The 26,552-nt window shown below is 68.2% G+C and carries 22 protein-coding genes; 9 read left to right on the top strand and 13 right to left on the bottom strand.

What is annotated here, in order from left to right; translation table 11 throughout:
- Positions 1–180: 180 nt before the first annotated feature.
- The 3 genes from FHX72_RS11030 to FHX72_RS11020 all read left to right on the top strand — a co-directional run bounded on the left by FHX72_RS11030 (position 181) and on the right by FHX72_RS11020 (position 3,575).
- A complete protein-coding gene (locus FHX72_RS11030; RefSeq protein ID WP_068483986.1) occupies positions 181–1,389 on the top strand; it encodes an IS110 family RNA-guided transposase in 1,209 nt (402 codons plus the stop codon).
- A gap of 232 nt (positions 1,390–1,621) precedes the next feature.
- A complete protein-coding gene (locus FHX72_RS11025; protein WP_068477953.1) occupies positions 1,622–2,137 on the top strand; it encodes an adenine phosphoribosyltransferase in 516 nt (171 codons plus the stop codon).
- Positions 2,138–2,207: 70 nt separating this feature from the next.
- Complete coding sequence (locus tag FHX72_RS11020; RefSeq protein WP_183625058.1) at positions 2,208–3,575, top strand: amidohydrolase family protein; 1,368 nt, start codon at positions 2,208–2,210, stop codon at positions 3,573–3,575.
- 53 nt (positions 3,576–3,628) lie between these two features.
- Here FHX72_RS11020 and FHX72_RS11015 read toward each other — a convergent pair whose 3' ends face one another.
- The 6 genes from FHX72_RS11015 to FHX72_RS10990 are packed head-to-tail and all read right to left on the bottom strand — an operon-like array spanning position 3,629 to position 10,861.
- A complete protein-coding gene (locus FHX72_RS11015) occupies positions 3,629–4,507 on the bottom strand; it encodes an ABC transporter permease (protein ID WP_183625056.1) in 879 nt (292 codons plus the stop codon).
- Positions 4,504–5,313, bottom strand: a complete 810-nt coding sequence (locus FHX72_RS11010; protein ID WP_183625054.1) for an ABC transporter permease — start codon at positions 5,311–5,313, stop codon at positions 4,504–4,506. The genes FHX72_RS11015 and FHX72_RS11010 overlap by 4 nt, the downstream gene beginning before the upstream one ends.
- Before the next feature lie 2 nt (positions 5,314–5,315).
- Positions 5,316–6,140, bottom strand: coding sequence for an ABC transporter ATP-binding protein (locus tag FHX72_RS11005; protein WP_068477947.1), 825 nt, complete (start codon positions 6,138–6,140; stop codon positions 5,316–5,318).
- Between the two features lie 4 nt (positions 6,141–6,144).
- A complete protein-coding gene (locus tag FHX72_RS11000) occupies positions 6,145–7,236 on the bottom strand; it encodes an ABC transporter substrate-binding protein (protein ID WP_068477946.1) in 1,092 nt (363 codons plus the stop codon).
- A gap of 44 nt (positions 7,237–7,280) precedes the next feature.
- Entirely contained in the window at positions 7,281–10,037 is a 2,757-nt protein-coding gene (locus FHX72_RS10995; RefSeq protein ID WP_183625053.1) for a molybdopterin cofactor-binding domain-containing protein, read from the bottom strand.
- Positions 10,034–10,861 (bottom strand): FAD binding domain-containing protein, encoded by an 828-nt coding sequence (locus FHX72_RS10990; RefSeq protein ID WP_183625051.1) that lies wholly within the window; start codon positions 10,859–10,861, stop codon positions 10,034–10,036. The genes FHX72_RS10995 and FHX72_RS10990 overlap by 4 nt, the downstream gene beginning before the upstream one ends.
- 169 nt (positions 10,862–11,030) lie before the next feature.
- Between FHX72_RS10990 and FHX72_RS10985 the strand changes: the two genes are divergently transcribed.
- Positions 11,031–12,143 (top strand): XdhC family protein, encoded by a 1,113-nt coding sequence (locus tag FHX72_RS10985; RefSeq protein ID WP_183625049.1) that lies wholly within the window; start codon positions 11,031–11,033, stop codon positions 12,141–12,143.
- Between the two features lie 399 nt (positions 12,144–12,542).
- On the top strand, positions 12,543–13,094 hold the full coding sequence (locus tag FHX72_RS10980) for a nucleotidyltransferase family protein (RefSeq protein ID WP_183625047.1): 552 nt from the start codon (positions 12,543–12,545) through the stop codon (positions 13,092–13,094).
- A gap of 210 nt (positions 13,095–13,304) precedes the next feature.
- On the opposite strand, the gene FHX72_RS10975 is transcribed toward FHX72_RS10980, so the two are convergent.
- From FHX72_RS10975 to FHX72_RS10950, 6 genes are all read right to left on the bottom strand, one after another.
- Complete coding sequence (locus FHX72_RS10975) at positions 13,305–13,637, bottom strand: L-rhamnose mutarotase (RefSeq protein WP_068477937.1); 333 nt, start codon at positions 13,635–13,637, stop codon at positions 13,305–13,307.
- A 343-nt stretch (positions 13,638–13,980) separates the two neighbouring features.
- On the bottom strand, positions 13,981–15,012 hold the full coding sequence (rhaS, locus tag FHX72_RS10970) for a rhamnose ABC transporter substrate-binding protein (RefSeq protein WP_068477936.1): 1,032 nt from the start codon (positions 15,010–15,012) through the stop codon (positions 13,981–13,983).
- A gap of 79 nt (positions 15,013–15,091) precedes the next feature.
- Positions 15,092–16,162: an ABC transporter permease gene (locus tag FHX72_RS10965; RefSeq protein WP_183625045.1), complete on the bottom strand. Its 1,071-nt coding sequence runs from the start codon at positions 16,160–16,162 to the stop codon at positions 15,092–15,094.
- The gene (locus FHX72_RS10960; protein ID WP_183625043.1) at positions 16,159–17,211 is read right to left on the bottom strand and encodes an ABC transporter permease; all 1,053 of its coding nucleotides are present in this window, start codon (positions 17,209–17,211) and stop codon (positions 16,159–16,161) included. Before FHX72_RS10960 ends, FHX72_RS10965 begins: the two co-directional genes overlap by 4 nt.
- Positions 17,211–18,719: a sugar ABC transporter ATP-binding protein gene (locus FHX72_RS10955; RefSeq protein WP_183625041.1), complete on the bottom strand. Its 1,509-nt coding sequence runs from the start codon at positions 18,717–18,719 to the stop codon at positions 17,211–17,213. The genes FHX72_RS10960 and FHX72_RS10955 overlap by 1 nt, the downstream gene beginning before the upstream one ends.
- 192 nt (positions 18,720–18,911) lie before the next feature.
- On the bottom strand, positions 18,912–19,535 hold the full coding sequence (locus FHX72_RS10950) for a TetR/AcrR family transcriptional regulator (protein ID WP_183625040.1): 624 nt from the start codon (positions 19,533–19,535) through the stop codon (positions 18,912–18,914).
- Positions 19,536–19,694: 159 nt separating this feature from the next.
- Between FHX72_RS10950 and FHX72_RS10945 the strand changes: the two genes are divergently transcribed.
- Positions 19,695–23,195 (top strand): glycosyl hydrolase, encoded by a 3,501-nt coding sequence (locus FHX72_RS10945; RefSeq protein WP_183625038.1) that lies wholly within the window; start codon positions 19,695–19,697, stop codon positions 23,193–23,195.
- 78 nt (positions 23,196–23,273) lie between these two features.
- Here FHX72_RS10945 and FHX72_RS10940 read toward each other — a convergent pair whose 3' ends face one another.
- On the bottom strand, positions 23,274–23,657 hold the full coding sequence (locus FHX72_RS10940; protein ID WP_183625036.1) for a winged helix-turn-helix transcriptional regulator: 384 nt from the start codon (positions 23,655–23,657) through the stop codon (positions 23,274–23,276).
- Between the two features lie 76 nt (positions 23,658–23,733).
- Between FHX72_RS10940 and FHX72_RS10935 the strand changes: the two genes are divergently transcribed.
- The 3 genes from FHX72_RS10935 (at position 23,734) to FHX72_RS10925 (ending at position 26,539) form a co-directional block, all read left to right on the top strand.
- The gene (locus tag FHX72_RS10935) at positions 23,734–24,144 is read left to right on the top strand and encodes a RidA family protein (protein WP_183625034.1); all 411 of its coding nucleotides are present in this window, start codon (positions 23,734–23,736) and stop codon (positions 24,142–24,144) included.
- Positions 24,145–24,278: 134 nt separating this feature from the next.
- Positions 24,279–25,310: an NADPH:quinone oxidoreductase family protein gene (locus FHX72_RS10930; protein ID WP_244964192.1), complete on the top strand. Its 1,032-nt coding sequence runs from the start codon at positions 24,279–24,281 to the stop codon at positions 25,308–25,310.
- Positions 25,311–25,411: 101 nt separating this feature from the next.
- Positions 25,412–26,539 (top strand): Gfo/Idh/MocA family protein, encoded by a 1,128-nt coding sequence (locus FHX72_RS10925; protein WP_183625033.1) that lies wholly within the window; start codon positions 25,412–25,414, stop codon positions 26,537–26,539.
- Positions 26,540–26,552 lie beyond the last annotated feature (13 nt).

Below are 26,552 nucleotides of genomic sequence, written 5' to 3'. Positions count from 1 at the left end.
CCCCTGTCGCTGTTCATGATCTGGGGGGTGTTGTCACCGAGTCCCGGTTTGGCGGCTTGTGATCGCTGATAGGGACAGGGCCCGGACGTGTTCCGAGTGTCGTTCGTAACGTGGATGTCGAGACTCGCCGCTTCTTGGTTCGGCCAACGCTGGAACCGAAATTTGAGAGGGGAAGGGCTGATGGAAACAAGCATCACCGGACACGACAGCGTCGACGTGTTCATCGGTGTCGATGTCGGCAAAGGCGAGCATCACGCGGTCGCGATCGACCGCACGGGGAAGAAACTCTTCGACAAAGCGCTGCCCAACGACGAGAGCAAACTCCGCGCGCTCATCGATGGGTTGAAGGACCACGGGACGCTACTGTTCGTCGTCGATCAGCCTGCCACGATCGGCGCGCTGCCGATTGCGGTCGCGCAAGCCGCGGGAGTCCTCGTCGGCTACCTGCCGGGGCTCGCGATGCGCCGCATCGCGGACCTCCACGCGGGCGAAGCGAAAACCGACGCGAGAGACGCGGCCATCATCGCGGAAGCCGCCCGGACCCTCCCGCACGCCCTCCGATCGATCCAGCTCGCGGACGAGCAGGTCGCGGAACTCTCGATGCTCTGCGGCTTCGATGACGACCTCGCGGGACAAGTGACCGCGACGAGCAACCGCATCCGCGGCCTGCTCACGCAGATTCACCCCGCGCTCGAACGAGTCCTTGGCCCGCACCTCGATCACAAGGCCGTCGTTGATCTCCTCCAGCGTCACCCCGCGCCCGCGGATCTCGCGAAGCTCGGCCCGACACGGCTAGCCAACCGACTCGTAAAGCTCGCTCCCCGCATGGGCAAACGCCTCGCGGCCGAGATCATGCAGGCGCTCTCCGAGCAGACGGTCGTGGTCGTCGGCACGAACGCTGCCAGCCTCGTCCTGCCGCGCCTCGCGAAACAACTCGAAGACCTCCGCACCCAACGGGCCGAGATCGCGGTCGAGGTTGAACGGCTCGTCGATGCGCACCCTCTTCACCCGGTCTTGACGAGCATGCCAGGAGTCGGCGTCAGGACCGCAGCGAGACTCCTCACCGAAGTCGCCGGGAAACAGTTCGCGACCGCAGGTCACCTCGCGTCCTACGCCGGACTCGCGCCCGTCACGCGACGCTCCGGCTCTTCCATCCGGGGCGAGCACGCCTCCCGACGCGGGAACAAGATCCTGAAACGGACTCTGTTCCTCTCCGCGTTCGCGGCACTGAAAGACCCCGTCTCGCGCACCTACTACGACCGGAAACGCGCGCAAGGCAAACGCCACAACCAAGCCCTCATCGCACTCGCCAGACGACGCTGCGACGTCCTCTACGCAATGCTCCGAGACGGCACCATCTACCAAACCCCGACACCCCAAAACCCTTGACAAAACCATAGGGACACCCTCCTGCAGACCTGGGGCTCGCGCACCTCCCCGCGCCGCCCGGCATGCACAACCCCCAGGTCTGACGGCAACCCGAGCGCAGACCTCGCACTTGCGCACGCGCATCCGGCAAAGCGGATGCGCAACCCCCAGGTCTAGCGAATGAGGTGGCGGCGGGGAGGGAGCGTGCTGACACAGAGCGTGCAAGCGGGCGGGGCGCACGTATCCTGAAGCGGTGACCCCAGAGCTCGCGCGCGCCGAGTCGCTCATCGCGACCATTCCGGACTTCCCAGAAGCGGGCATCCAGTTCCGCGACATCACGCCGCTCTTCGCTGACGGCCCCGCCCTCCGCACCGTGGTCGATGCGGTGATCACGCCGTTCGCCGGTCAGTTCGACGTCGTCGCCGGTGTCGAGGCTCGTGGCTTCCTGCTCGCGGGCGCCATCGCGAACGCGGCGGGGGTCGGCCTCATCCCGATCCGCAAGGCCGGAAAGCTGCCCCGCCCCGCGGCATCGATCACGTACGACCTCGAGTACGGGACGGACAGTCTGGAAGCGGCGCAGGACCTGCCGGCGGGCACCCGCGTCCTGCTCGTCGACGACATCCTGGCGACAGGCGGAACCCTCCGCGCAGGTCAGCAGCTCCTCGAGCGACTCGGCTACGCGCTTGTCGGCACGGCCGTCCTGATGGAGCTCGTCGACCTCGACGGCCAGCAGGTCGCGGGTCCCGTGCATACCCTCTTCGAGGTCTGAACCGCAGCTCGCCACGCGACGCCGCAGAGCCGTGACAGGCCCGAAACATGGGCTGGTTAGCGTAGCGAGCATGTCCCTTCTTGTCACTCACGCGCGCCTCATCACGATCCCGACGGGCTCCACGGATGCCGGGTACATCGAAGACGGGTGGATGCTCGTCGAAGACGGCCGCATCGCCGCGATCGGGAGCGGCACCCCGTCCGTGACCGCCGATGAGACCCTCGACGTGGCCGGGAAGTTTGTCGCCCCCGGGTTCGTCTCGAGCCACTCCCACCTGTTCACGAGCGGACTGAGAGGGCTTGGCGTCGCCGACACCCTCTACGGCTGGTGCGACTCGATGCTCGGCACAACCGCGCACATGACGCCTGAGCAGCTGTACTGGTCGACCCTGCACGGCGCGCTCGACTTCCTCTCGAACGGGGTCACGACCGCCTACAACTTCACCGACCCGCTGCAGGCGTGGGAGTCTATGGTCGACGGGAAGCGCACGGGCACGGCGGGGATCCGCCCGCTCGAGTACCACTACCGTCAGGCGGACGGAACGCTCGACTCCGGCATCCGCTTCGTGGATGCGTCCGGCATGGACGCGACGGTCGGCACCGACGAAGAGATTTTCGCCAGGCTCCAGGCCGAGGTCGCGCACACGAGGGCCATGGACCCGGCGTTTGCGCTCGGCTCGTCCATCATGGGCCAGGTGCAGTGGTCGCCTCGCGACGATTCGGCGGAGCTCGAGGCCGAGGCCATGCGCCGCTTCGGCATCACGAACCAGGCGCACTTCCTCGAGTCCCCTGAGGCGGTCGAGCACCAGCAGTCGAAGTTCGCGCTTTACCGGGATGCGGGCGCCCTCGAGCTCGGCCTCATGTTCGGCCACTTCATCCAGACGACGCCCGAGATCATCGCCGAGGCCGCAGAGCGTGGCGCGAGCATGTCGTGGCAGCCGGCCTCGAACGGCCGCCTCGCCTCGGGCGTCGCGCTTGTGCCGGAGATGCTTGAGCTCGGCATGAAGGTCGGTGTCGGCCTCGACGACCAGGCGTGCACCGATGTGAGCGACCCGTGGCAGAACATGCGCATGGGCATCTACATGCAGCGGGCCCGCACGAAGGACCCGCTGTCGATGATGCCCGAGCTGATGCTGCGCCTGCACACCCTCGGCGGAGCCGAGATCATGGGCGTCGCCGACCAGGTCGGCTCGCTTGAGGTCGGCAAGTTCGCCGACTTCGTTGTCGTCGACCCGCGCTCCCCCGACGTCGGGCCGCTCTGGCACCCGGTGCGCTCCTACGTGCTCGCGATGAACCCCAGGAACCTGGAGGCCGTCTACGTCGGCGGTGAACTCGTGAACCGGGGCGGCGCATCCACCAACCCCCTCGCGGCGGAGGCGTCGGCGAAGCTGCACGAGCTGCCAGCCGCGGTCATCCCGCTGCGCGGCCACCCGCACTGAACGGTGTCGGGGCCGGGAGCAAGCTCCCGGCCCCGACCACTCTGATGGACAGCTCAGCGCTGTGAGACGCCCATACCCATGCGGTCGAGGACAACGTTCTCAATGATCTGCACGAGGTTGTACGACACGAGCGTGATGATGGTGATGAGCGCGATCGAGGTCCACAGCTCGGAGAATTGCGCCTGCGCGTTGAACTTGAGGATCGCCCCGCCGATGCCGGTTCCCGTCGAGAGCCACTCGGCGAGCAGCGCACCAGTCACGGCCCCCGGCACCGAAACGCGGGCGGCCGCGAAGATCGACGGCAGGGCGCCTGGCATGTTGACCTTCAGCAGACTCGTGAGCCGGCCGCCGCCGAACACGTGCACGACGTCGAGGCTCTGCTGACTCGCCCGGCTGAGGCCGAACAGCACGCTCGCGAGCGCCGGGAAGACCACCACGATCGTCCCGATCACCGCGACGGATGCAGTCGTGCCGCGGCCCGTCATGAGGATGATGACGGGCGCGATGGACACGAGCGGGATCGTGCGCAGCAGTAGCACAAGCGGCATGACCCCGGCCTCGATGGCGCGAAAGAGGCTGAAGGCCACCGCCAGGACAACCGCGACCGCCATGCCCACGACGAACCCGAGCGCCGAGTCGGCGAGCGTCTGCCCCACGAGGGGGAACATCTGCGCTCGGTTGTCCGCCGCATCCTCCGACATGAAGAGGAACTCCCACACATCCAGCGGGCCCTTCGCGATGAACGAGGAGATGCCGGTAAGGCTGACAACCGCCTGCCAGAGCAGGAGCAGCACGACGAGCGTGATGCCTGCGGAGCCCAGCGAGCGCAGCACCGTCTTCCGCAGAGCAATGCGACGATCGCGCACGATCCGCACCTTGGCGGCGTCGTCGATCGTGGCCTTCGTCTGCTCGCTCTGCACTGTCGCGGTCATCGCACTGCCTTTCCGGAGACCCACGGCGTGATGAAGCGGATGACAAGCCCGAAGAGCCCGTACGCCGCGAGCGCGAACACCGCGCACAGCAGGAACACCGACCAGACGCCGGCCGAGTCGAGCTGACCCTGCAGGCGGATGAGGGTGGGCCCGACTCCCGCGGTGATGGACCCGAGGTACTCGCCGAGCACCGCGCCGAGGAACGCCGATGGCACGGCGATCTGGAGCGCGTTGAGGATGGCGGGGAGAGCTGCGACGAGGCGAACCTTGCGCATCTGCATCCACGAGCCGCCTCCGAAGACGCGGACGACGTCGAGCGACGCCCGGTCGGCCGATTTGAAGCCGAGGATCGCGCCGACGACCGTCGTGAAGACGCACACGAGCGCCGCGAGGAAGATGGCCGTCTGCGATGGGTCGCCCGGGTTCTTCGCGCCACCCAGGACGACGATCGAGATGCCGCCGACGGCGACGATCGGGAGGCAGTACGTGACGACCGCGACCTGCGTGATGACCGTCTCCAGTCGCGGGAAGACCAACACGACGGTCGCAAGCAGCAGCGCGATGCCGTTGCCCCACACGTAGCCGATGGCCGCAGCCGTGATGGTCGGCGAGAACACGCCCCACGTGCCCGCGATGTTTCCTTGCACGAAGAGCCAGTCGAACACGGCGATCGGCGAGGGCACCGGGGTGAAGCTCGTCCCCTCCGATGGCTGGAAGGCCACGACCGAGACGAGCCACCAGATGAGGATGAGGGCGGCCCCGCCGATGAGCGCGGCGAGCCAGCCGGGGATGCGCTCCCTGGCCATCGTCAGGCCTCGGCTTCTGCGTGTCCGTGCACGCCGAACAGCAGCTCGGACGCCCGGTCGACAAGCGCGTGGAACTCCGGGGTGCGCATCATCTCGGGGGTGCGCGGCCTCGGCAGGTCGACCTCGATGATCTCCTGCACGCGACCTGGCCGCGCCGACATGACGGCGACCCGGTCGGCGAGGAAGATCGCCTCGCTGATGCCGTGCGTGACCAGCAGCGTCGTGGCGGGCTTCTCGGTCCAGATGCGCAGCAGCTCCAGGTTGAGGTTCTGCCGCGTCATGTCGTCGAGCGCCCCGAAGGGCTCATCCAGCAGCAGCACAGAGGGCTTGAGCACGAGGGCCCTCGCGATCGAGGCGCGCTGGCGCATGCCGCCAGACAGCTGGGCGGGCTTGGCGTTCGCGAAGTCGCTGAGGCCCACGAGCGTGATGAGCTCATCCACGTACGCCTTGTCGACCGGGCGCCCCGCGACCTCGAACGGCAGCTCGATGTTCTTGCGGATGCTCCGCCAGGGCAGCAGCGCGTGGTCCTGGAACGCGATCCCCAGCTCGCTGTTCGCGCGAAGCTGGTCCGGCGTCTGCCCGTCGACAAGCGCGCTGCCGGACGTCGGGTGGTCGAGCGCCGCGAGGATGCGCAGGATCGTCGACTTCCCGCATCCGGAAGGCCCGAGCAGCGCGAGGAACGAGCCCTTGTCGGTGTGCAGGTCCGTGTCCTGCAACGCGAGCAGCGATTTCCCGCCGCGCAGGTCGAAGGACTTGGACACCCCGGTGATCTGGATTCCGGTGCCGGTCTCGGCACCGGAATCCGTCGTTGTATCGGTGAGGGTCATGGGATTAGGGCTGGTAGTTCTTCAGCTCGGGGTTCTCGGTGTAGATCTCATCGATGATCGTCGTATCGAAGAGGTCGTCGACCTCGAGCTCCCAACCTGCGGCGGCGAGGGAGGCGATGGACTGCGCCTTGAGCTCGTCCGAGATCGTGAACAGGCCGTTCTCCTCGGTCTCTGGGGTCGAGATGAGCTCGGCCTGGGCCTCGAGGCCCGCCTTGACCTTCGCTGGGTCGAGCTCGCCGAACGTCAGGTCGCCTGCTGCGGCCGACGCGTTGTAGTGCTCGGTCACCTTGGTGACGGTGTCGTCCACCGGCTGCGTGAACGTGTCGGTCCAGCCCTTGATCTCGGCGATGAGGAACGCCTTCACGAGGTCGGGGTTCTCCTCGAGGTACTGCTGCGTCACCGTGATCGCCTCGGCGACATACGGCAAGCCGTTGTCGGCGTAGGCCAGGTTCGTGACCTCGTAGCCCTCCATCTCGACCGTGATGGCCTCGTTGGTCAGGTACGCCATGAAGCCGTCGACCTCACCGTTCATGAGGGGCGTCGGGTCGAAGTCCACGGGCACGACAGTGACCTGGTCCTCGCTGATGCCGTTCGCGGCGAGCAGGGCGTTGAACACGGAGGCGTTCGAGTCCTGCACGCCGATCTTCTTGCCGACCAGGTCCTCAGGCGTCGCGATGTTGCCCTTGTCCGTCAGCGAGAGGATCGTGAACGGGTTCTTCTGGAAGGTCGTCGCGACGATCTTGAGCGGCGCATCCTGTTCCGCGACCGCTGCCCCGACGGAGGCGGCGTCGCTGAGCGCGAACTGCACCGAGCCGGAGAGGAGCTTCGCGACGCCCGTATCGGGGCCAGCGACGCCCTGCACCTCCGAGAACCCGGCCTCGTCGTAGTAGCCGTTGTCGTAGGCGTAGTACTCGCCCGCGAACTCCTCGTTCTTGATCCACGAGTACTGCACGCTGATCTCGCCGTAGTCGGCGGATGCACTCCCCGGGGACGTCTCGGATGCGCTTGGTGAGCACGCGGTGAGGGCAAGCGCGGCCGTTGCGGCGAGAGCGAGTGCCGCAGTTGCGCGGCGGCGAGTTCTGGTGAGTGTGTGCATCGGATCTCCTTGAATGCAGTGGGCTAGTCGCGACACTAGGCAGTTCATATTTCGGGGACGGGTTCGTAGGTGTTACGGGCGTGATTCGCTATCCGCCAGACCCGGTCGCGACTGAAGGGCTGCTCGAACGGACGGCTCCCGAGCGCGCGGGCGATGGCGTTGCCGATGGCGGGAGCAACCGGGTTGTACGGCGACTCGCTCATCGACTTCGCGCCGAAGGGCCCGAGGTCGTCGCTCGTGTCGGCGAAGTACACCTCGGTGTCCGGCACGTCGGCGAACTGCGGCACGCGGTACAGGCGGAACACGGGGTTGGCGACGCGGCCGGTGTCATCCACCAGGACTTCCTCGTACAGGGCGCTGCCGAGGCCCTGTGCAACACCGCCCTCGATCTGCCCGCGGCACTGGGCCGGGTTCATGACGTAGCCGGCGTCGGCGGCGTGCACAGACTGCAGGACGCGCACCGTTCCCGTCTCCGGGTCCACGGCAAGGCGCACGGCGTGCACATTGAACGCGAGCGAGCGGTGCTCGCCGAGTTCGCTGCCGTCCGCCGTGATCTCACCGCCGTTCTCGTCCGCCGCGAGGCGCGCGAACACGACGAGGCCGTTGGAGGTCTCCACGCCGTCCGCCGTGAGCCTCGCCTCTTCCGGGGCGGTCCCGGTGAGGGCCGCCGCGCGCTCGCGCATCCGCTCAGCCAGGGACAGGCAGGCCGCATGCAGCGCCTTCCCCGCGACCGTGATGCCAGCTGACGCGAAGGCGCCAGTGTCGTGCTCGACCGCATCCGTGTCCGAGTTCCACAGCTGGAGTCGTTCGAAGCTCGTGCCGAGGTCGGTGGCCGCGATCTGCTTGAGCACGGTTGTCGTGCCGTTGCCGAACTCGGCCGTGCCCGTCCGCAGCAGGTACGTACCGTCGGCACGAACCGTCGCGGTTGTGTGCGCGATGTGCCCGAAGGGGGCCATCGTCGCGATCATGGCCGCCGCGACGCCCTCGCCGACGAGCCAGCCGGGCGGCGCATCCACCCCGTTGCCGCGGCGCAGCGCGTCCTGCGCGAGGTCGAGGCACTGGTCGAAGCCGTAGCTCCCCCACACGAGGTCGTCGTGCCCCGGGTCGTCGCCCTCGCGGATGGCGTTGCGTCGCCGCAGCTCGAACGGGTCCATGCCGAGCTTCTCCGCGAGCATGTCCATCGCCGACTCGACGCCGAGGATGACCTGCCCGAGCCCGTAGCCGCGGAAGGCGCCGGACGGGACCGTGTTCGTGTACACGACCTCCGCATCCATTCGCCGCAGCGGGACGCGGTAGATGGTCGTCGACTCGGCGAGCGAGTGGAAGAGGACGCCGCGCGAATGGTTGCCGTACGCGCCCGTGTTGCTGAGCAGGTCGAGCTCCATGGCGGTCAGCAGCCCGTCCGCATCGGCGCCGAGCGCGACCTTGACGCGCATCGGGTGCCGGACGGCGGCTCGCTGGAACTCGTCGGTGCGCGAGAACTCGTAGGCGACGGACCTGCCGGTGGCGAGCACCGCGAGCGCAACGAGGTCCTCCGTGAAGATCTCCTGCTTCCCGCCGAAGCCGCCGCCGAGGCGCGCGGCCAGCACTCGCACCCGGTCACGGTCCAGGTCGAAGAGGTGCGCGATCTCGTCGCGTGCGAGGAACGGCACCTGCGTGGAGGAACGGATCACGAGGCGGCCGTCGTCGTCGAGCCAGCCGATCGAGCCGTGCGTTTCGAGCTGAGCGTGCGTGACCCGCGCGGTCTGCCACGTGCCGGAGACGGTGACGGCGCTCGAGGCGAGCGCCTCGGTCACGTCAGGGCCAGCGTGGACGCTTGTGATGACGTTGCGGGCGGCCTCGTCGACTCGCTCCTCCGGCGTGCGGTCCGGGTGCAGGAGTGGCGCCCCCGGCTTGCGGGCTTCTTCCGGGTCGAAGACGGCCGGCATCGGCTCGTACTCGACGCGGACCAGGGACCGCGCCGCATCGGCCGCCTCTGCGGTCTCGGCGACGACGGCCGCGACGCGCTGCCCGATGTGCCGCACGACGCTGTCCAGCAGGAGCGTATCGTCCGGGTCGTCGGTGCGGTGCTCATGGCGGGCCGAAGAGTAGCGGCGCTGCGGCACATCCTCGTGCGTGAAGATGCGCACGACGCCCGGCACGGCAAGTGCCTCCGACGTGGTGATGCTCAGGATGCGCGCGTGCGCGTGCGGGCTCGTCACGACCCGCAGGACGAGCGCGTCGCTCGCGGGATGCCCCGGCGGCAGGTCGAACGTGAACGGCTCGAGGCCCTGGACGATGCGGCGCGCGGCCTCGGGGACCACCGAGTGGCCGACGGTCTGGGCGGGTGGCTCAGGGGCCTGTTTTGCGCAGCTCTGCGCGCACGAGCCAGCGCGTACGGACCCGCAGATCGCCTCCCTTATGGGGCGGTAGCCCGTGCACCGGCACAGGTTTCCCCGCATCCGCTTGTCGAAGTCGTCGAGGTCGGCCTCTCCCAGGGTCGACGCGGTGACGCTCATGCCCGGCGTGCAGAAGCCGCACTGGAAGCCGAACCCCTCCGCCAGTGCCTCCTGGACCGGATGCAGTTCGTCACCCGGCGCGAGGCCGGCGGCGGTCGTGACCGTGCGCCCGTCGACGCGTACAGCCGGGATGAGGCACGAGTGCACGGGAGTGCCGTCGAGGAGCACCGAACATGCGCCGCAGTCGCCGGCGTCACATCCCTTCTTCACAGTCGTGGAGCCGGTCTCCCTCAGCAGCGTGCGCAGGCACTGACCGGGTCGGGGCTCGGAAGTGCGTTCGGTGCCGTCTACTTCGAACTTCACGAGAGCCGCCCCCGGATGCGCTCGGCGAGCACCAAGCTCACGGCGCGACGCCAGTCGGCCGAGCCGAGCGGGTCGGTGTAGTAGCCGTCGGTCTGCCCGATGCGCGCGGCGAGCTCCTCGGCGGTCGGCAGCTGCGCGAACGCGAGCACAGTCGGCCGACTCGTGGCGGCCGTGATCGTGAAGACGCTGCGGCCGTTCCGGTCGATTCGCCCCGTCACGACGGCGCCGGAGCGGCCGTACTCGGCGAGCGCGATCTTGAGGAGCAGGGCGCGCGAGCGCAGCGCTGTCGCGGGCAGGTGGATGCTGTGGAGCACGTCGCCGGGCTGCAGGGCGGTCGTGCCGTCTCCCGTCACGAGCTCCGCGACGGGCATCAGCACGTCCTCGGTGCCGCGCCAGATCTCTGCCGTCCCGTCGAGCGCGACGCACAGCGAGACCATGCCAGCCGCCGCGAAGGCGCGGCAGATGTTGCCCCCGACTGTTGCCGTGTTCCAGATCTTGAACGAGGCGAGAAGCGCATCCGCTGCAGCGCGAACAAGCGAGACCGCCGGCCAGTCCTCCTGCGCCGGCAGCGTCTCGCCCTTGCGCACGCGCTCGGCCCACGCGACCAGCGTCGCGATCGTGCAGGTCGCCGAGATGCGCAGTCCGTCAGCGTCAACCTCGAAGTCTGGCCACAGCATTCCCGTCAGGTCGACGAAGCCGGTTGTCGTCGGCTGGGGCTCGCTCATGAGCCACGTGCCGCCGGCCATGATCGCCTCGCCCGGGGCGAGGAGCAGCTCCTCGCGGCTCCGTGCGACGCGGTACGAGCGCACCGTCGTGATGTCCATGGCACCTCCCGGTCGTGACGCACGCACGAGCATCCACCGGTGCGCGAGATTGATGCTCGGGAGTGAATCAGACGGCCGTTTCGTCGGTGTTTCGATTGTGGGTCGTGAGTCGCGGTCACCTTCACCTGCCCGCAACAGGCACGCAACAGGGCGCGCCTAGCGTTTCGGCATGCGTGGAATCCTGCCGAGAGCCGCCGAGTGGGCGCGGAGCGGTCGCCCGTTCGCGATGGCGACGCTGGTCGCCGTCCGCGGCAGCGCGCCCCGGGAGGTGGGTGCGAGCCTGATCGTGTCGGCCGACGGCGAGGTGTTTGGCAACGTGTCCGGAGGATGCGTCGAGGGCGCCGCCTACGAGCAGTGCCTCGTGGCGATCGAAAGCGACACCGCGAGCGTCGAGACGTTCGGGTACAGCTCAGCGGAGGCGTTCTCCGTCGGACTGAGCTGCGGCGGAGTCGTCGAGGTGCTCGTGCGGCCAGTGCTTCCGGGCAGCGCGGCGGCGCGGGATGTGCTGCTGCTTGCGGAGCGGGAGGCGCGCGCCATGCCAGTGACCTACACGCTGACGGTGACCGGGGCCGATCTCGGGCGAGGCGTCATCGACCAGACGGCGCCGGCCTCGGCGGGGACCGTCACCATCAGCCTCGGTTCGCCGCCTCGGCTCATCATCGTGGGCGCGGTCGAGTTCGCCGTCGCCCTCTCACGCATCGGCGTCGCCGCGGGCATGAGCGTCACGGTTGTCGACCCGCGCGAGGTGTTCGCGACGACGTCGCGGTTCCCGGGCGCGGAGGTTGTTGTCGCCTGGCCGCACCGCTACCTGGCGACCGCCGAGTTGGATGCGCGCACCGCGGTGTGCGTGCTCACGCACGACCCGAAGTTCGACGTCCCGGCGCTGCGCGTCGCCCTCGCCTCCGACGCCGGGTACGTCGGCGTGATGGGAAGCCGGCGTACGCACGAGGAGCGTCTGGAGCGGCTCACGGGGCGCGTTGGATCGTCAGCACCTGGGCAACCAGTGCCTGCGGAAGCGTGGAGGTCCGCGGAAGCTTCGGCGCCGGCGGAGCCGTCGGTGCATGCAGAAGCGTCGGCGCTTGCGGAGCGGCCCGTGCCACCCGAGCAGCTGAAGCGGCTGCGTTCCCCCATCGGCCTCGACCTCGGCGGGCGGACCCCGGAGGAAACGGCCCTCTCGATCCTCGCCGAGATCGTCGCCGACCGGCACGGCGCATCCGGCCGCCGCCTGTCCGAGCTGTCTGGGCCGGTGCATCGGCCGCTTGGCGTGCGCGTCGCCACGTGAGGTGACGCGGATGCGGATTGCTGTGAGGGAGCGCGTGCTGATGCGAGTGAGCCCACGCGTGCGGCGAACCCCGGGCGCTCGCCCTCGGAGTCACTCCGCAAAGACATGCGGCTTGCGCAGCTCGGGCGGCGGATGCGCATGCCAAAGGCCCAGGTCTGCTGCGGCTGAGAGAGACGACGCGGAGACCTGTGGGTTCCGCAGCCCGGGCAGCGGATGCGGGCGCCCAGGGCCCACGTCTGCTGCGGCCGCCGGCAGCAGCCCCGCGGCGACCTGTGGGTTCCGCAGCTCGAACGGCAGATGCGCGTGCCGGAGGCCCAGGTCTGTCGCAGAGGCGCGGAGAGACGTGGGGCAAACACATGCGCAGAGGCAGGCCGAGGTGCTGACGGGCCAGGTCTGCGGATGAGCGTGTGCGGGGTTGTGCTCGCAGCGGGGGCCGGGTCCAGGTTCGGCGGGCCGAAGTCACTGGCGAGCCTTCCGGACGGCACGCCCTGGGTTGCCCGTGCCGTCGAGACGCTGCTCGCATCCGGATGCTCGGACGTGCTGGTCACCCTCGGCGCGGGGCGCGGCGAATCGGCGGCGCTCGTGCCGCCGACCGCGACGGTCGTCCCCGTGCCGGACTGGGCGGAGGGCCTCGCCGCCTCGGTCCGCGCCGCGCTGCGAGCCGCCGAGGCGACCGACGCGGACACTGTCCTGCTGGTTCTGGTCGACACGCCCGACTTGCCGGCGGCTGCTTGCGAACGGGTTCTCGGGGCTGGCGGTTCACTCGCGCGGGCGACCTATGGGGGCAAGCCCGGGCATCCGGTGCTTATCCGGCGCGAGCACTGGGCGTCGCTCGCCTCGAGCTTGGACGGCGATCAAGGCGCCGGCCCGTATTTGGCGGCACACGGTGCGCGCACGGTGGAGTGCGGCGACCTGTGGCACGGCCGCGACATCGACACCCGCCCGGGTTGAGCATCCGTCGGCGCCTGCGCAGCGAACCGCAGGGAACCTCAGCGCGCCCCTCGTGCCCCTCACCTTCTGGCCTTCTGGCCTTCTGGCCCACCCTCCCCTGGCATCCACGCGGCAACTGCCCGTTCGTGTCGAAACGATGAAGCATCGCTCGTGTGGATGCGCGGTCAAGCAGGTCGGGGGCAGGAACCGGCGGAACGTCGCCGGAGTTACCTACGCGCCGAGCTGCTCTTCCAGGTTGAAGACCTCGACGAGGGGCGACGCGGCCTGGTCTGCTCGGCCTTCGAGGCCGTCGAAGAACTGGGACATGTCGGCTTCCCAACGGGCCGCGACGGGCGAAGCCGCGAGATACGCGTTGGCGGCAGCCTCGTCGTCGACGTCGTAGCTGCCGAAGAGCGTGCCGTCCGGCGCGAGGAACAGTGAGTAGTTGCGGCGGCCGGCTGCCGCGATCTCTGCGAGCATCTCTGGCCACACCTCGGCGTGGCGGCGCACGTACTCGTCGATGTGCTGCGGCGCGACCTTGAGCTGGAATCCGATTCTGGGCATGTGATCTCCTACGTTCTGCAGGGCGACGGGCCACAAACGCTGAGGTCGTTGGGCGTGCCCGTCCGAGTTGCCCCGGCTTCTGGTCAATTATCGGGCGAAGTGCGGCGGTCGCCCGTCCGCTCCCCCGGAGTTCCGGGCATCGCCTCCAGCCCTGCGCGCACTTCGCCCGAAAATTGAACTGCGAGTGAGGAGGCGAGCGACGGCGACTGCGCGCGGCGCGGGATGCGCAAACGCCGCGCCGGGAGATGGTCCCGGCGCGGCGTCTGCAGTTCGGTTCGGCGAGGCGACTAGCGCCCGCCTTCAGCGCTGAGGAGGTCCGAGGAGCTCCTCACCACTTCGGCTCCTAGAAGCTGAAGTCGCCGATGTTGTCCTTGTCGAAGACGAAGGGGTCTCCGAGGAGGACGGTGCCGTCGGGGCCCACCGTGTACTCGCCGAGCTCGCCAGCGGTGAACGTGTCGCCTTCAGCACCGGTGATGTCGCCGGCGATGAGGGCCTGAGCGGCGAATGCCGCAAGGTAGCCGAGGTCTTCCGGGTTCCAGAGGGCGAACGAGGTGACGGTGCCGTCTTCGACGAACTCGCGCATCTGGTTCGGCGTGCCGAGACCGGTCACCGCGACCTTGCCCTTGAAGTCAGAGGTCTGGATGTAGCGTGCTGCAGCCGCGATGCCGACCGTCGTGGGCGAGACGATGCCCTTGAGGTTGGGGTGGGTCTGGAGGAGCGCTGCGGTCTTGTCGAACGAGGTCTGGTCGTCGTCGTCGCCGTAGACGGTCTCGACGATGGTGATCTCGGGGTACTCGGTGCCGACGTACGCTTCCATCTTCTCGATCCAGGCGTTCTGGTTCGTGGCGTTGGCCGTTGCGGAGAGGATGGCGATCTCGCCCGATCCACCGATCTGCTCGGCGATGAGGTCGATCTGCGCCTTGGCGATGCCATCGGCGTCAGCCTGGTTGATGAACAGGTCGCGGCACTCGGGGTTGGTGTCGGAGTCGAACGTGACGACCTTCGTGCCAGCGTCGCGTGCCTCGTTGAGGGCGTCGCAGATGGCCTCGGGGTCGTTAGCTGCGATGACGATGCCGCCGACGCCCTGCTGCGTGAGGGTGTTGATGTAGCTGACCTGCGCGTCGGGAGTTGCCTCCGACGGGCCGACCTCGGCGAACGTGCCGCCGAACTCGGTTGCAGCTGCCTCGCCGCCGACGCTGGACGCCTCGAAGTACGGATTTCCAAGGTTCTTGGGGAGGAAGGTGACGGTGAGGTTGCCGGTGTCTCCGCCGCCTGCTGCGGTGTCGTCGCCGCCGGTGGTGCATCCAGTGAGCACAAGTGCTGCACTCACTGCGAGGGCGCCAGCTGCGCTCAGCCGCTTCGTTGCGAGCTTCATGGGGTTTCCCTTCGGGTACTGAGCCGCTCGGTGTTCCGGGCGACGGTTGGGGTGTTGCGTGTGTGGGTGGATGTGGGGCTTAGGACTTGGTGACTTTCCCGCTGGTCGTGCCGACCAGCGGTTTCTCTACTCGGGGCCGCTTGCGGCGGATCCTGGGCAGGAGGCTCGCTCCGACGACGGAGGCGATGAGGAGCACTCCGGTGATGATGTTGATGACGTCGGAGGTGACGTTCGCGAGGCGCAGGGCGCTGGCGAGGACGCCGATGAGGAGGACGGCGGCGACAACTCCGTAGAGCTTGCCGCGTCCGCCGAAGACGGAGACGCCGCCGAGCACAACCGCCGCGATGACCTGCAGTTCGAGGCCGGTCGCGTTGTCGCCTCGTGCCGAGCCGTAGCGGAGCGTGAAGTAGATGCCGGCGAGGGCCGCGAGGAAGCCGGATGCGACGAAGAGGATGAACTTCGTGCGGCCGACGGGGACGCCCGAGAAGTGGGCGGCTTCCTTGGAGAGGCCGATGGCGTAGACGCCGCGGCCGAAGGGCGTGTAGTGGAGCACGACGATGAAGATCGCGAGCAGGATGAGGAACGGGATCATGATGGCCGGGATGGGCGTTCCCACGATCTTGGCCTTCGCGAGGTCCGTCCAGAACTCGGGGAACGAGGTGACGGCGACCGTGCCGAGCACTCCGACGGCGATGCCGCGGAAGAGTGCAAGCGTACCGATGGTGACGGCGAGCGATGGCAGGCCGACCTTCGTGACGAGGAAGCCGTTGAAGGCTCCGCCGAGGAGGCCGACGACGAGCGCCACGAGGGCTGCGAGTTCGAATCCGACGCCCGCTTGGACAAGCGCGCCGGTTGTGACGCTCGAGAGGCCGACCATGGATCCGACCGACAGGTCGATCTCGCCCGTGATCATGATGAGCGTCATCGGCAGGGCGATGATGAGCACCGCGGCGACGTCCATGAGCAGGTAGGTGATGGTGATGGGCTGCGAGAAGCCCTTCACCGTGGCCATCGAGACGACGCAGACCACGACGAGGAGGGCGACGATCGCCATCTCTCGGGTGAAGAGGATGCGGCGCCAGGCTGGCTGCGAGTAGTTCTCGATCGTGCGCTGGGTGGCAGACGACGTTGGGGTCGTGAGAGCGGTCATGATTCCTCCCTCGCTTCGACGAGCTTGCGGGATTGGCGGATGGCGAGCACGCGGTCGAGGACGATCGCGGCGAGGATGAGCACGCCGACGACGGCGCGCTGCCAGAAGTCGGGGATGCCGACGAGCGGGAGCACTCGGTTGATGGTCATGAGGAGCATCGCGCCGATGGCCGCGCCCCACAGGGTTCCGACGCCACCGGTGATGGCGACGCCGCCGATGACTGCAGCTCCCACCGCATCCAGTTCCCAACCGGCGCCGGCCTGGGAGCTGACGGTGCCGTAGCGGGCCGCGTAGAAGACGCCGGCGAGGCCAGCGAGTGCGCCGGAGAGTACAAACGCGGTGAGGACGCGGCGCACGTCGGGCAGACCGTAGAGCTTCGCGGCGTCCGGGTCGGAGCCGATGGCGTAGAACTCGCGGCCCGGGCGGGTGTTCTTCATGACCCAGGCGGCGATGGCGAGCACGACGACGGCGATGATCGTGAGGATCGGGATGGTGAGGATCTGGCCGGTGCCGAGCGCGAGGAAGTCGCGGGGCATGTCGCTTGCATTGATGCGGCTCGATCCAGCCCACATGACGTTGATGCCGCGGTAGGCGTAGAGCGTGCCAAGCGTGATGACCATCGCGGGCACTCGTACGTAGGCGACGAGCGCGCCGTTGACGAAGCCGAGGATGGCGCCGAACAGCACTGCCGCGATGACGACCACGGGGATCGGGATGCCGGGGAAGTCGATGAAGAGGCGGCCCGTGAGGAAGGCGGTGAGGCCGATCACGGAGCCGACCGACAGGTCGACGTTGCGGGTGATGAGCACGATGGCCTGGCCGACGGCGACGAGCAGCAGGATGGACGGCGTCAGGAAGAGGTCGCGCCAGCCGTCTGGGCTGAACAGGAAGTTCGGGTTGGCCACGGTCGCGACGACGAGGACGATCGCGAGGGCGAGGAGGATGCCGAGCTCGCGGGCCTTGCCGAAGTTACCGAAGCGGATGGCCTTCTTGGGCGGCATGGGTGCGCCGGCGGTGGGGTGTGGCCCCTGAGTGGTGGTCGTGGTCATCAGAGCACCACCGTCACTGCGCCGGTCGCGGCGCGCATGACGCTCTCGCTGGTTGCCTGGCTGCGGTCGATTTCCTGGGCGATGCGGCCTTCGTGCATGACAAGCACGCGGTCGGCCATGCCGAGGACTTCTGGGAGCTCCGAGGAGATCATGAGGATTGCCATCCCGGTGCCCGCGAGCTCGGAGAGCAGGCGGTGCACTTCTGACTTGGTGCCGACGTCGATGCCTCGCGTCGGCTCATCGATGATGAGGAGCTTCGGGTTCGTCGCGAGCCACTTGGCGATGACGACCTTCTGCTGGTTGCCGCCCGAGAGGGTGCCTGCGATCGTGTCGAGCGCTTGCGCCTTCACTTCGAGCTTCGTGGCCCACTCGCGGGCGTCGTCGTGCTGCTTGCGGCCGCTGATGACGCCGAACTTCGTGAGCTGGTTCAGGATGACGCTCGTGATGTTCTCGCCGACGCCCGAGTCGACGACGAGCCCCTGCTTGCGGCGGTCTTCGGGGATGAGCGCGAGGCCTGCCTGCATGGCGGCGACGGGCGAGCCCGGCTTGACGACCTTGCCCTCAACCGTGACGCGTCCCGACTTGTATTTGTCGACGCCGAAGACGGCGCGGGCGACCTCGCTGCGGCCGGCGCCGACGAGGCCGGCGAGGCCGACGATCTCGCCGGAGCGGACCGTGAAGTTGATGTCGTGGAAGATGCCGGGGCTCTCGAGGTCCTCGACGACGAGCACGGGCTCGCCGATGACGGCCTCCTGCTTCGGGAACAGCTCGGTGACCTCGCGGCCGACCATCTGCTGTACAAGCGCATCCACGGTCGTCTCGCTGATGAGGTTCGTGGCGATGTAGCTGCCGTCGCGCATGACGGTGACCTTGTCGCAGAGCGCGAAGACCTCGTCGAAGCGGTGGGAGATGAACATGAGGCCGCGGCCCTCGTCGCGCAGGCTGCGCGCGATGGCGAAGAGTCGGTCGACCTCGACGCCGGAGAGGGCGGCGGTCGGCTCGTCCATGATGAGCACTCGCGCGTTGAGGGAGACGGCCTTGGCGATCTCGATGACCTGCTGGTCGGCGATGGAGAGGCCCTCGGCCGGGCGGTCCGGGTCGATGTTCACGCCGAGTCTGGCGAAGAGCGCCTTCGCCTCTTCGCGCATCGCCGCGCGGTTGATGCGGCCGAAGCGGTTCGTGGGCTGGCGGCCCATGAAGATGTTTTCGGTGACCGAGAGGTCGGGGAAGAGCGTCGGCTCCTGGTAGATGACCGCGACGCCCGCGGCCTTCGACTGGGCCGTCGATGTGAAGTTGACGTCTTCGCCGCCGAGCTGGAAGGTGCCGGCGTCGCGCTGGTAGAGGCCAGCGACGATCTTGACGAGCGTGGACTTGCCGGCGCCGTTCTCACCCACGAGTGCGTGGATGGAACCGGACTCGACGGCGATCGTGCCGGATCGGAGTGCGACGACGGATCCGAATGACTTCTGCACATCGCGCAGCTCGAGTACAACTTGCGAACTCGTCACGGTGGCTCCGTTCTCTTCGTTGAGTGTTGCGAGGGATGTTGATGGGGATGCTCGGTGTTGAGCGCTGCGGGCCACTCGTTCTTCACGTACTTTGTGAATCGTTTCAAGCGGCTGGGTGTGACACTACGCGACGCTCGCAGAAAACGTCAAGCCAAGGATGCAGAGTTGTTATCGGCGGGCCACAACCTGCGCCTAGAGCACCTCGGTGACGTAGGACTGGAGCTGCAGTCGGACGGCCGCGGTGGCGTCAATTTCGGGAGCCAGGAGCCATTGCTGCGTGAGCCCACCCCTGAGGCCGGCAATCTGCACCGCCGCAACCTCGATGGGAACGTCAGTGCGGGCGTAGAGCCCCCTCTGGTCGAGATCCGTGAGCGCGTCGAACGCTGTTGAACGCAAGAACTCGTACCAGCGCGCGATCGAGGCGTGTGCTGGATGAGTTGGCGCCAGCGCCTCGGCGGACACGATGCTGAACATGAGGAGGCCGTCCGGCTTCTCAACGTCATGCTCGGCGAGGGCAAGCAGCCCCCTCAGGTACGAGAGTCCAGTCGAGAAGTCGAGACCAACCTCCGCGGCGGCGCGCTGACCGCGGCGCTCGAGCAACGTCTCGAGGAGCGCGGCCTTGTCTGGGAAGTGGTGCAGCACTCCGGTGTGGGACATGCCGGCCTCCACGGCGATCTCGCGGATCGACGCCGCATTGAAGCCCTTGACCGTGAAGACCCGCGTTGCCGCATCCAGGATCTCGTCGCGTCGCGGATGTGGCGTGACGTCCCGTTGCGAGAACCGCGGAACGGGAGAGGCGGCGGTTTCGGGAGGCATACCGCCATTGTCTCTTGCCCGGTTTCCCTAACACGTGTTAGGTTCCCCACTGAATCGATTCAACGCCTGAAGATCGGTTCCAAACGCGCCTGACGCCCCCGCGAATCGGCGCGACAGTTCACACCCCGTCATTGGCAAGGAAGCCAGAGAGGTCCAAAGATGAACGATCCACGAAAACGAGGGCGACGCGCGTTAGCGGTCGGTGCTGCCCTCTCCGTCGCCTGCACGCTCGCAGTCGCCGGTCCAGCCGTCGGAGACGAGTTCTCCACGACGACCAGTGCCATCGACCCGACCCAGTTCGCAGAACCGGGCGTCGACTTCCGGCCGGGCGTTCGCTGGTGGTGGCCGGGCAACGCGGCCAGCCAGGAGGACCTCCTCGCCCAGGTTGACTACCTGCACGAGAACGGCTTCGGCGCCGTCGAGATCGTCGCCTTCTCGAAGGGGTTCCTGACGGAGGAAGGCATCGCTGGCAGCGGCGGCAACGGCGGCTCGATCTATGACGCGGCTCCCGGCTACGACACGGAAGCCATCCTCGGCTACGAGTCGCCCGAGTACTTCGCGAAGCTTGACGCCGTCATCGCGCGCGCCAACGAGCTCGGCATCACCGTCGACCTCAACATCGGCAGCGGCTACCTCGCGAGCGACGACTCCATCGACCTCGAGGACAGCCAGAACACCATGGCGCTGGGCCGGGCTACCGTTCGCGTGGATGCAGCCGGGGCGCTCACCCTCGTCTCCGGTGACGTGTCGGTTCCGACCGGCACCGGCAAGCTCTCGCTCGGCATCCCCCAGGCAGAGGTCAGCCCGTTCTTCGCCTCAGAGAAGTTCGGCTTCGACTTCGGCGAGTGGGACCCGGAGAACGTGCACCTGAACTCGGTCATGCTCGCCCCGATCACGGGCCAGGGCGCAGACCTGACGACGGCCAATCAGACGCTCACCTCCGACTTCAGCTCGGTCAAGACCTACGAGCAGCAGTCGGTGCTCGACCTCGACGCCGCGCAGCTCTCCTACCCGAGCGACGGGGCGACCTCCTTCGCAGTCGACACGTCGACGCTCACCGAGGGCGACTACGAGATCGTTGCCCTCTACAGCGCGACGACGGGCTCGTACGGGTTCAACTCCATCATCGAGAACACCACGACCGACAAGCGCAACTCCGTCGTCGACCACCTCAACCCGGTCGCGATCACGAAGCTCGTCAACGGCTGGCTCGGCGAGGCCGCGCTCAACGACATCGTCGAGTCGCGCGATGTGCGCGCCGCGTTCAACGACAGCTACGAGTTCTACACCGACCGTCACTACAACGACCTCATCCAGGCCGCTGCCGAGTCGCAGGAGCTCCTCGGCTACGACATCACGCCGTACCTGCCCTCGCTCTACTCGATCTACCAGGACTCGTTCCTCATCGACGGGACGCCGACGGTCAAGCCGGAGTACGCGGCGCTCGGCCTGCAGACGCCCGAGGTCAGCCGCTTCGGCGGCGGCAGCGGAGTTCCGCTCCTCGCCACGAACCTCAGCGAGGAGGAGTCGCAGCGCATCGTGCACGACTACGGCGTGCTCCTCAACGACTCGTTCCTGCAGGGCCTCGAGGCCTTCTCGACCACGCTCGGCGAGTACGGCATCGACTACCGCCAGCAGGCGTACAACCCGCCGATCGACACCCTGAAGTCGTCGCAGTACGTCGACATCCCGGAAACCGAGGGCCTCGACGAGTACTCGCTGAAGAGGGTTGCCTCCGGAGCGCACCTCTACGGCAAGAACCTCGTGACCTCCGAGGTCTTCACGCTTGGTTCGGTGCCGTTCCAGATCACGCCCGAGTTCATGAAGCAGGGCTACGACCTCATGGCCACGAGCGGCGTGAACAACTTCTTCTATCACGGGCTCAGTGCCACCTATAGCGGCAATGACGACCCTGCCTTCACCTCGGACGACAACCTCTTCGCCGAGGAGGGGTGGCGCGCCTGGCCCACGATCGGCGTGGAGATGGCCGACACCGCGGGCATCGCCGACTACTACGCATCGATGAACTCCTACGCGTCGCGTGCCAACTACGTCATGCAGTCGGGCACCAACAGCAGTGACGTCGCGATCTACATGCCACTCTTCGGGGCGCTGGCGAGCGGCGGTGGCTTCGGCGGCGGCTCCACGCCACTCGCATCCGTCACCACGGCCCAGGCCAACGGCTGGGCGTGGGATGCGATCAACGACGACACGATCCAGACCGGCCTCAGCTGGGACGGTTCGCACCTCGTCGCGAACGGCGGTAATGCATCCTTCGATGCCATGCTCGTCGAAAGCGGCACCGTGCCCCTCGAGACCATGCAGGCGTTGCAGAAACTCAAGGACGCCGGCGCGCCGATTGTCTTCGTCGACACTGCCCCCGCAACCCAGCCAGGCTACGCGGGCGGCGAGTACGCGGCACTGGATGCACAGGTGAGCGGTATTGCCGCCGCCATGGTCGGCGCCATCGAAGCGGCGGCTGTCCCCGCGGCACTCGCGACTTCGGTCAACGCGCCTATCTCTTATGAGGAGAACGCGGACATCCGCTTCGGTCGTCGCACGTTGCCGACCGGGGGCGAGCTCGCGTACGTACGCAACACGTCCGTGGAGGCGGCCACAGGCGTCAACCTGACGGTGGGCGACGGCCTCGAGACGTGCTGGTGGCTCGACCCGGAGACGGGCGAGATCTTCGACGCGGAGGTCGACGGCAACGTCGTCTCGGCGACGCTCGACGCGAGCGGAGCGGTTGTCCTGCTCTGCGAGCCAGCCGGCACCGGCATCGCCGACGCAGCGGTCTCCGACGGAACTCCGTCGTCGATCGACACCACCGAACGGGGTGTCGCCCACGAGCTCGGCGCGTTCTCACTCGAGGTGACGGCCGACAACATCGGCACGAACGCACCAGGAGAGACGAGCACCTCCGACTACACGGGTGACGTGCTCGGCGACTGGAGCGCCGACGGATTCCTCGGCAACGAGCTGCGCTACGTCACCGATTCGGGCACCTACCGCACTTCAGTCGAGGTCCCGGATGCGGCCGACCTGCTCAAGGATTGCGCCGTGCTCGACCTCGGCATCGTGAACAACGCCGCGACGGTGCGGGTGAACCCCGGCACCGAGCACGAGTTCGAGACGCAGCTGTACGCCGCGCCCTACGAGGTCGACATCGCGCCGGCGCTCGTGAACGGCTCCAACGTCATCGAGATCGACGTGCAGCCTGTGCAGAGCAACCGACGCGAAGGCCTCAAGGAGCTGTACAACAGCGATCCGGTCGCGAACGTGAAGTACCAGGCGTACAACAGCGTGCACGGCGGCTCCGGCCTCATCCCGGCCGGGCTCGTTGGTCCGGTCACGCTGAACAGCGCGGTCGAGAGCATCGCAGAGCCAGAGCCCACGGGCACGGCCGAGCCGACCCCGCAGCCCACCTCAACCGACGGCACGGGGACGACCGCGCCGACCTCGACGCCGGGCAACGGCGGCGATGGCGGTTCCGGCAACGGTTCCGGCGGCTCGGATGCTGGCGGCCAGGACGGCGACCTCGCCACGACGGGCGTCGATGGCAGCCTCGCAGGCTTCCTGTCACTCCTCGGCGTCGTGCTCGCCGGCACCGGAGCGGCGTTCCTCATCAAGAAGCGCCGAGGACGCGTGACGAGCGAGTAGTCACGACGGTCTCGCAACCGCGGCCCCGTGCCTCCACTTCACGAGTGGATGCACGGGGCCGCGGTTCGTTGGTACCGGCTAGGAGCCGATCGCCTCGTCGTCGAACCGATCCCGCGCGGCTTCGATGCGCGGCATCTGCTGCGCTGCCCAGTCGAGGATCGCGTCGATCGGTGGCCGCAGCGTCTTGCCGAGCGGGGTGATGCGGTACTCGACCGCCACCGGCCTTGTGCTGAGCACGATCCGCTCGACGATGCCGTTGCGCTCGAGGCGGCGCAGCGTCGAGGTCAGGGACTTCTGCGTGACGGCGGGGATCACTCTCCGCAGCTCACTGAACCGTGACGGGCGTTCGCACAGTTCGTTGAGGACCTGGAGCGACCATTTGTCGAGGACCTGATCAAGCAACTCGCGATGCGGTGCGGCGATCTCGAACCGCCCCGCGGCATGACTGGTGGTATCCGGCATGACACCCAGTCTCGTTGAAGTGCCTTCCGAACACCAGGTATCCCTGAGATACCACAATCGACCAGAAGGACACCATATGCCCGTCACGCTCTCTTCCCCTGCAAACCTGATGCAGGGAACCCCGTACCACCACGTTGCCGTCGCGACCGGCACGCGGCATGTTTACGTCTCAGGGCAGATCGCCCGCACCGCAGACGGCACTCACGTTGCCCCCGACGACCTCGCCGGCCAGGTGGAACAGGCTCTGCGAAACACTCACACGGGCCTTTCGAGCGCTGGCGCGACCTTCAGCGACGTCGCCCGCCTCACGTTCTACGTGACCGGATGGACGCCAGACAAGATGGGCGCGTTCATGGCCGGCGTTGAGGCCGTCGCAGAGGAGGTGGGCTTGCCGCTTCCGATGCCTCCGGCATCCCTCATCGGCGTCGACTACCTCTTCGAGCCGGACGTGCTCGTCGAAGTCGAAGCGACCGCGATCCTCGACTGAACACCCGCGGACGCCAAGCGGCCTCGCGCCTCGAATCACCCCGACTGGTCGCAAGAGAACGAGCCTTGACGACTACCAAGGGAATCTCACGGGCTACCGGTCTTCTCGAGCACCCACCGGCTAGCTTGGCAGGCATGTCGGATGCCCAGCGGGACCAGCCCACGCACCACGCGACCCGGGGCCGAGCCGCCTCGATGCGCGCGATGGTGAACTCCACGGACGGAGGGCCGCGCAGCCTCGAGCTCCGCGACGTCCCCGTCCCGCACCGGCCACCCGGGCACGTGCTCGTCGAGGTGCGTGCGGCCGGCGTCGCGTTCCCGGATGTGCTGCAGTCGCGCAGCGAGTACCAGCACCGCATCCCGACCCCGTTTGTGCTGGGCAGCGAGTTCGCGGGCGTCGTCGCCGAGGCCGGCGACGATTCGGGCTTCGCGGTCGGCGACCGCGTCTTCGGCGTCGCGAGCCACGGCGCGTTCGCCGAGTACGTCGTCGCGCCCGCCGACCGTGTTCTCCCCTTGCCCGACTCGATCGGCTTCGTCGACGCCGCCGCGCTGCCCATCAACCTCCTGAGCGCCGACTTCGTGCTCCGCGACCGCGGGCAGGTACAGGCCGGCGAGAGTGTGCTCGTCCAGGGCGCGGCGGGCGGGCTCGGACTCGCCCTCATCCAGCAGGCGAAGCTCATCGGCGCCACCGTCATCGCCGTCGTCTCGACCGAGAAGAAGGCAGCCTTGGCACGCTCAGTCGGTGCCGACCACACGGTGTTCGCGGCCGACTTTCTCTCCGAGGTCCGCCAGCTCACGGATCACCGCGGCGTCGACGTCGTGCTGGACCCGGTTGGCGGCGACCGGTTCACCGACTCGCTCCGATGCCTCGCGAAGCGCGGCCGCCTCGTCGTGCTCGGCTTCACGGGCGGGAGCATCCCGACGATGAAGACCAACCGGCTCCTGCTCGGCAACATCTCGGTGGTCGGCGCCGCCTGGGAGGGGCTCATGCCCGAGTGCCTCGTGTCGCTCCCCGAGCAGTGGCAGCGGCTCGTACCGGCCGTCGAGCGCGGCGAGCTGCACGCCTCGATCAGCGAGGTCGTTCCGCTCGAGCAGGCCCCGGAAGCCGTCGCGAGCCTCGACGAGCGCAGGGCCCGCGGCAAGATCGTGATCGATCTCTCCTTGTAACAACCGGGGATTGCGGAAACAACCCGGCGGCGCGTGCTCGCCCGAGCTCAGCGCGACTGAAAGCCCTCGACTCGCTCCCTCCCCAGTGCCAGACTCAGACGATGACCACCCCCGCATCCCCCGCGTTCGTCGCCGGGCTTCCCGCCCCGATCGCCCGCCTCGCGCAGGGCGTCGAGTTGCTCGACCCGGCGGATGCACCCCCGCTCCGCTGGGGGATCCTCGGTGCCGGCCACATCGCGCGCAGGTTCGCGCAGGAGGTGCCCCGGCACACCCGGTCGACGATCACGGCGGTCGGCGCGCGGGACCTGTCTCGTGCCGAAGCCTTCGCCCGGGACCTCGGCGTCGGGCGTGCCCACGGTTCCTACGCCGAACTCATCGCGGACCCGGACGTCGACGCCGTCTACCTCGCGACCATCAACTCGACGCACCACGACCTCGCGCTCGCGTGCATCCGCGCAGGCAAGCCGGTGCTCGTCGAGAAGCCGTTCACCCTCAGCACCGCCGAGGCCCGCGAGGTCTTCGCCGCCGCAGCAGCGCACGGGGTGCTGGTCGTCGACGGCATGTGGACCCGCTTCCTCCCCCAGTTCGTGGTGGCGAGGCAAATCGCCGCGAACGGATCGCTCGGCCGCCTGGTCACCGCGCACGCGAACTTCGCCGGGATCATGCACGCTCCGGTCCCGCGCATCGTGAACGTCGAACAGGGCGGGGGCGCGCTGCTCGACATCGGTGTCTACTCGGTTGCCGCGGTGCACGACCTCCTAGGCCCACCGATCGAGGTCGCCGCGGCAGGCAACCTGCTGCCCGGATATGCCGTCGACGGCTCCGCGTCCGTCATCATGCGCACCGCGAGCGCCGTCGGCACAGCCCGCTGCAGCTTCGAGGGGCGAGCCTCATCGAGGGCGGAGTTCGTCTTCGAACGCGGCATCGCTGAGCTGCCCGAGGAGTTCTTCGTTCCCGGGATGCTCCGCGTGAGCGAGTTCGGCGGCGACGGTTCCGAGCAGTCCTCGGGCGAATCGACCGACGGCGTCAGCGGCGCCGCTGTCACCGAATGGGACGCGACGGTGCCGGGCGGATTCCAGTTCGAGGCCGCCGAGTTCGCGCGCCTGCTGGCGAGCGGATCCACGCAGTCACCGGTGATGCCCTGGCAGGCATCCGTCGAGATCATGGAGATCCTCGACCAGGCACGGGCCGCGATCGGCGTCGTCTACCCGGGCGAGGGTACCTCGTGAGGCGTCGCTAGGC

The sequence above is a fragment of the Pseudoclavibacter helvolus genome, assembly GCF_014191305.1.
GTDB classification, from domain to species: domain Bacteria; phylum Actinomycetota; class Actinomycetes; order Actinomycetales; family Microbacteriaceae; genus Pseudoclavibacter; species Pseudoclavibacter helvolus.
This window is presented reverse-complemented; position numbering and strand designations above follow the sequence as displayed.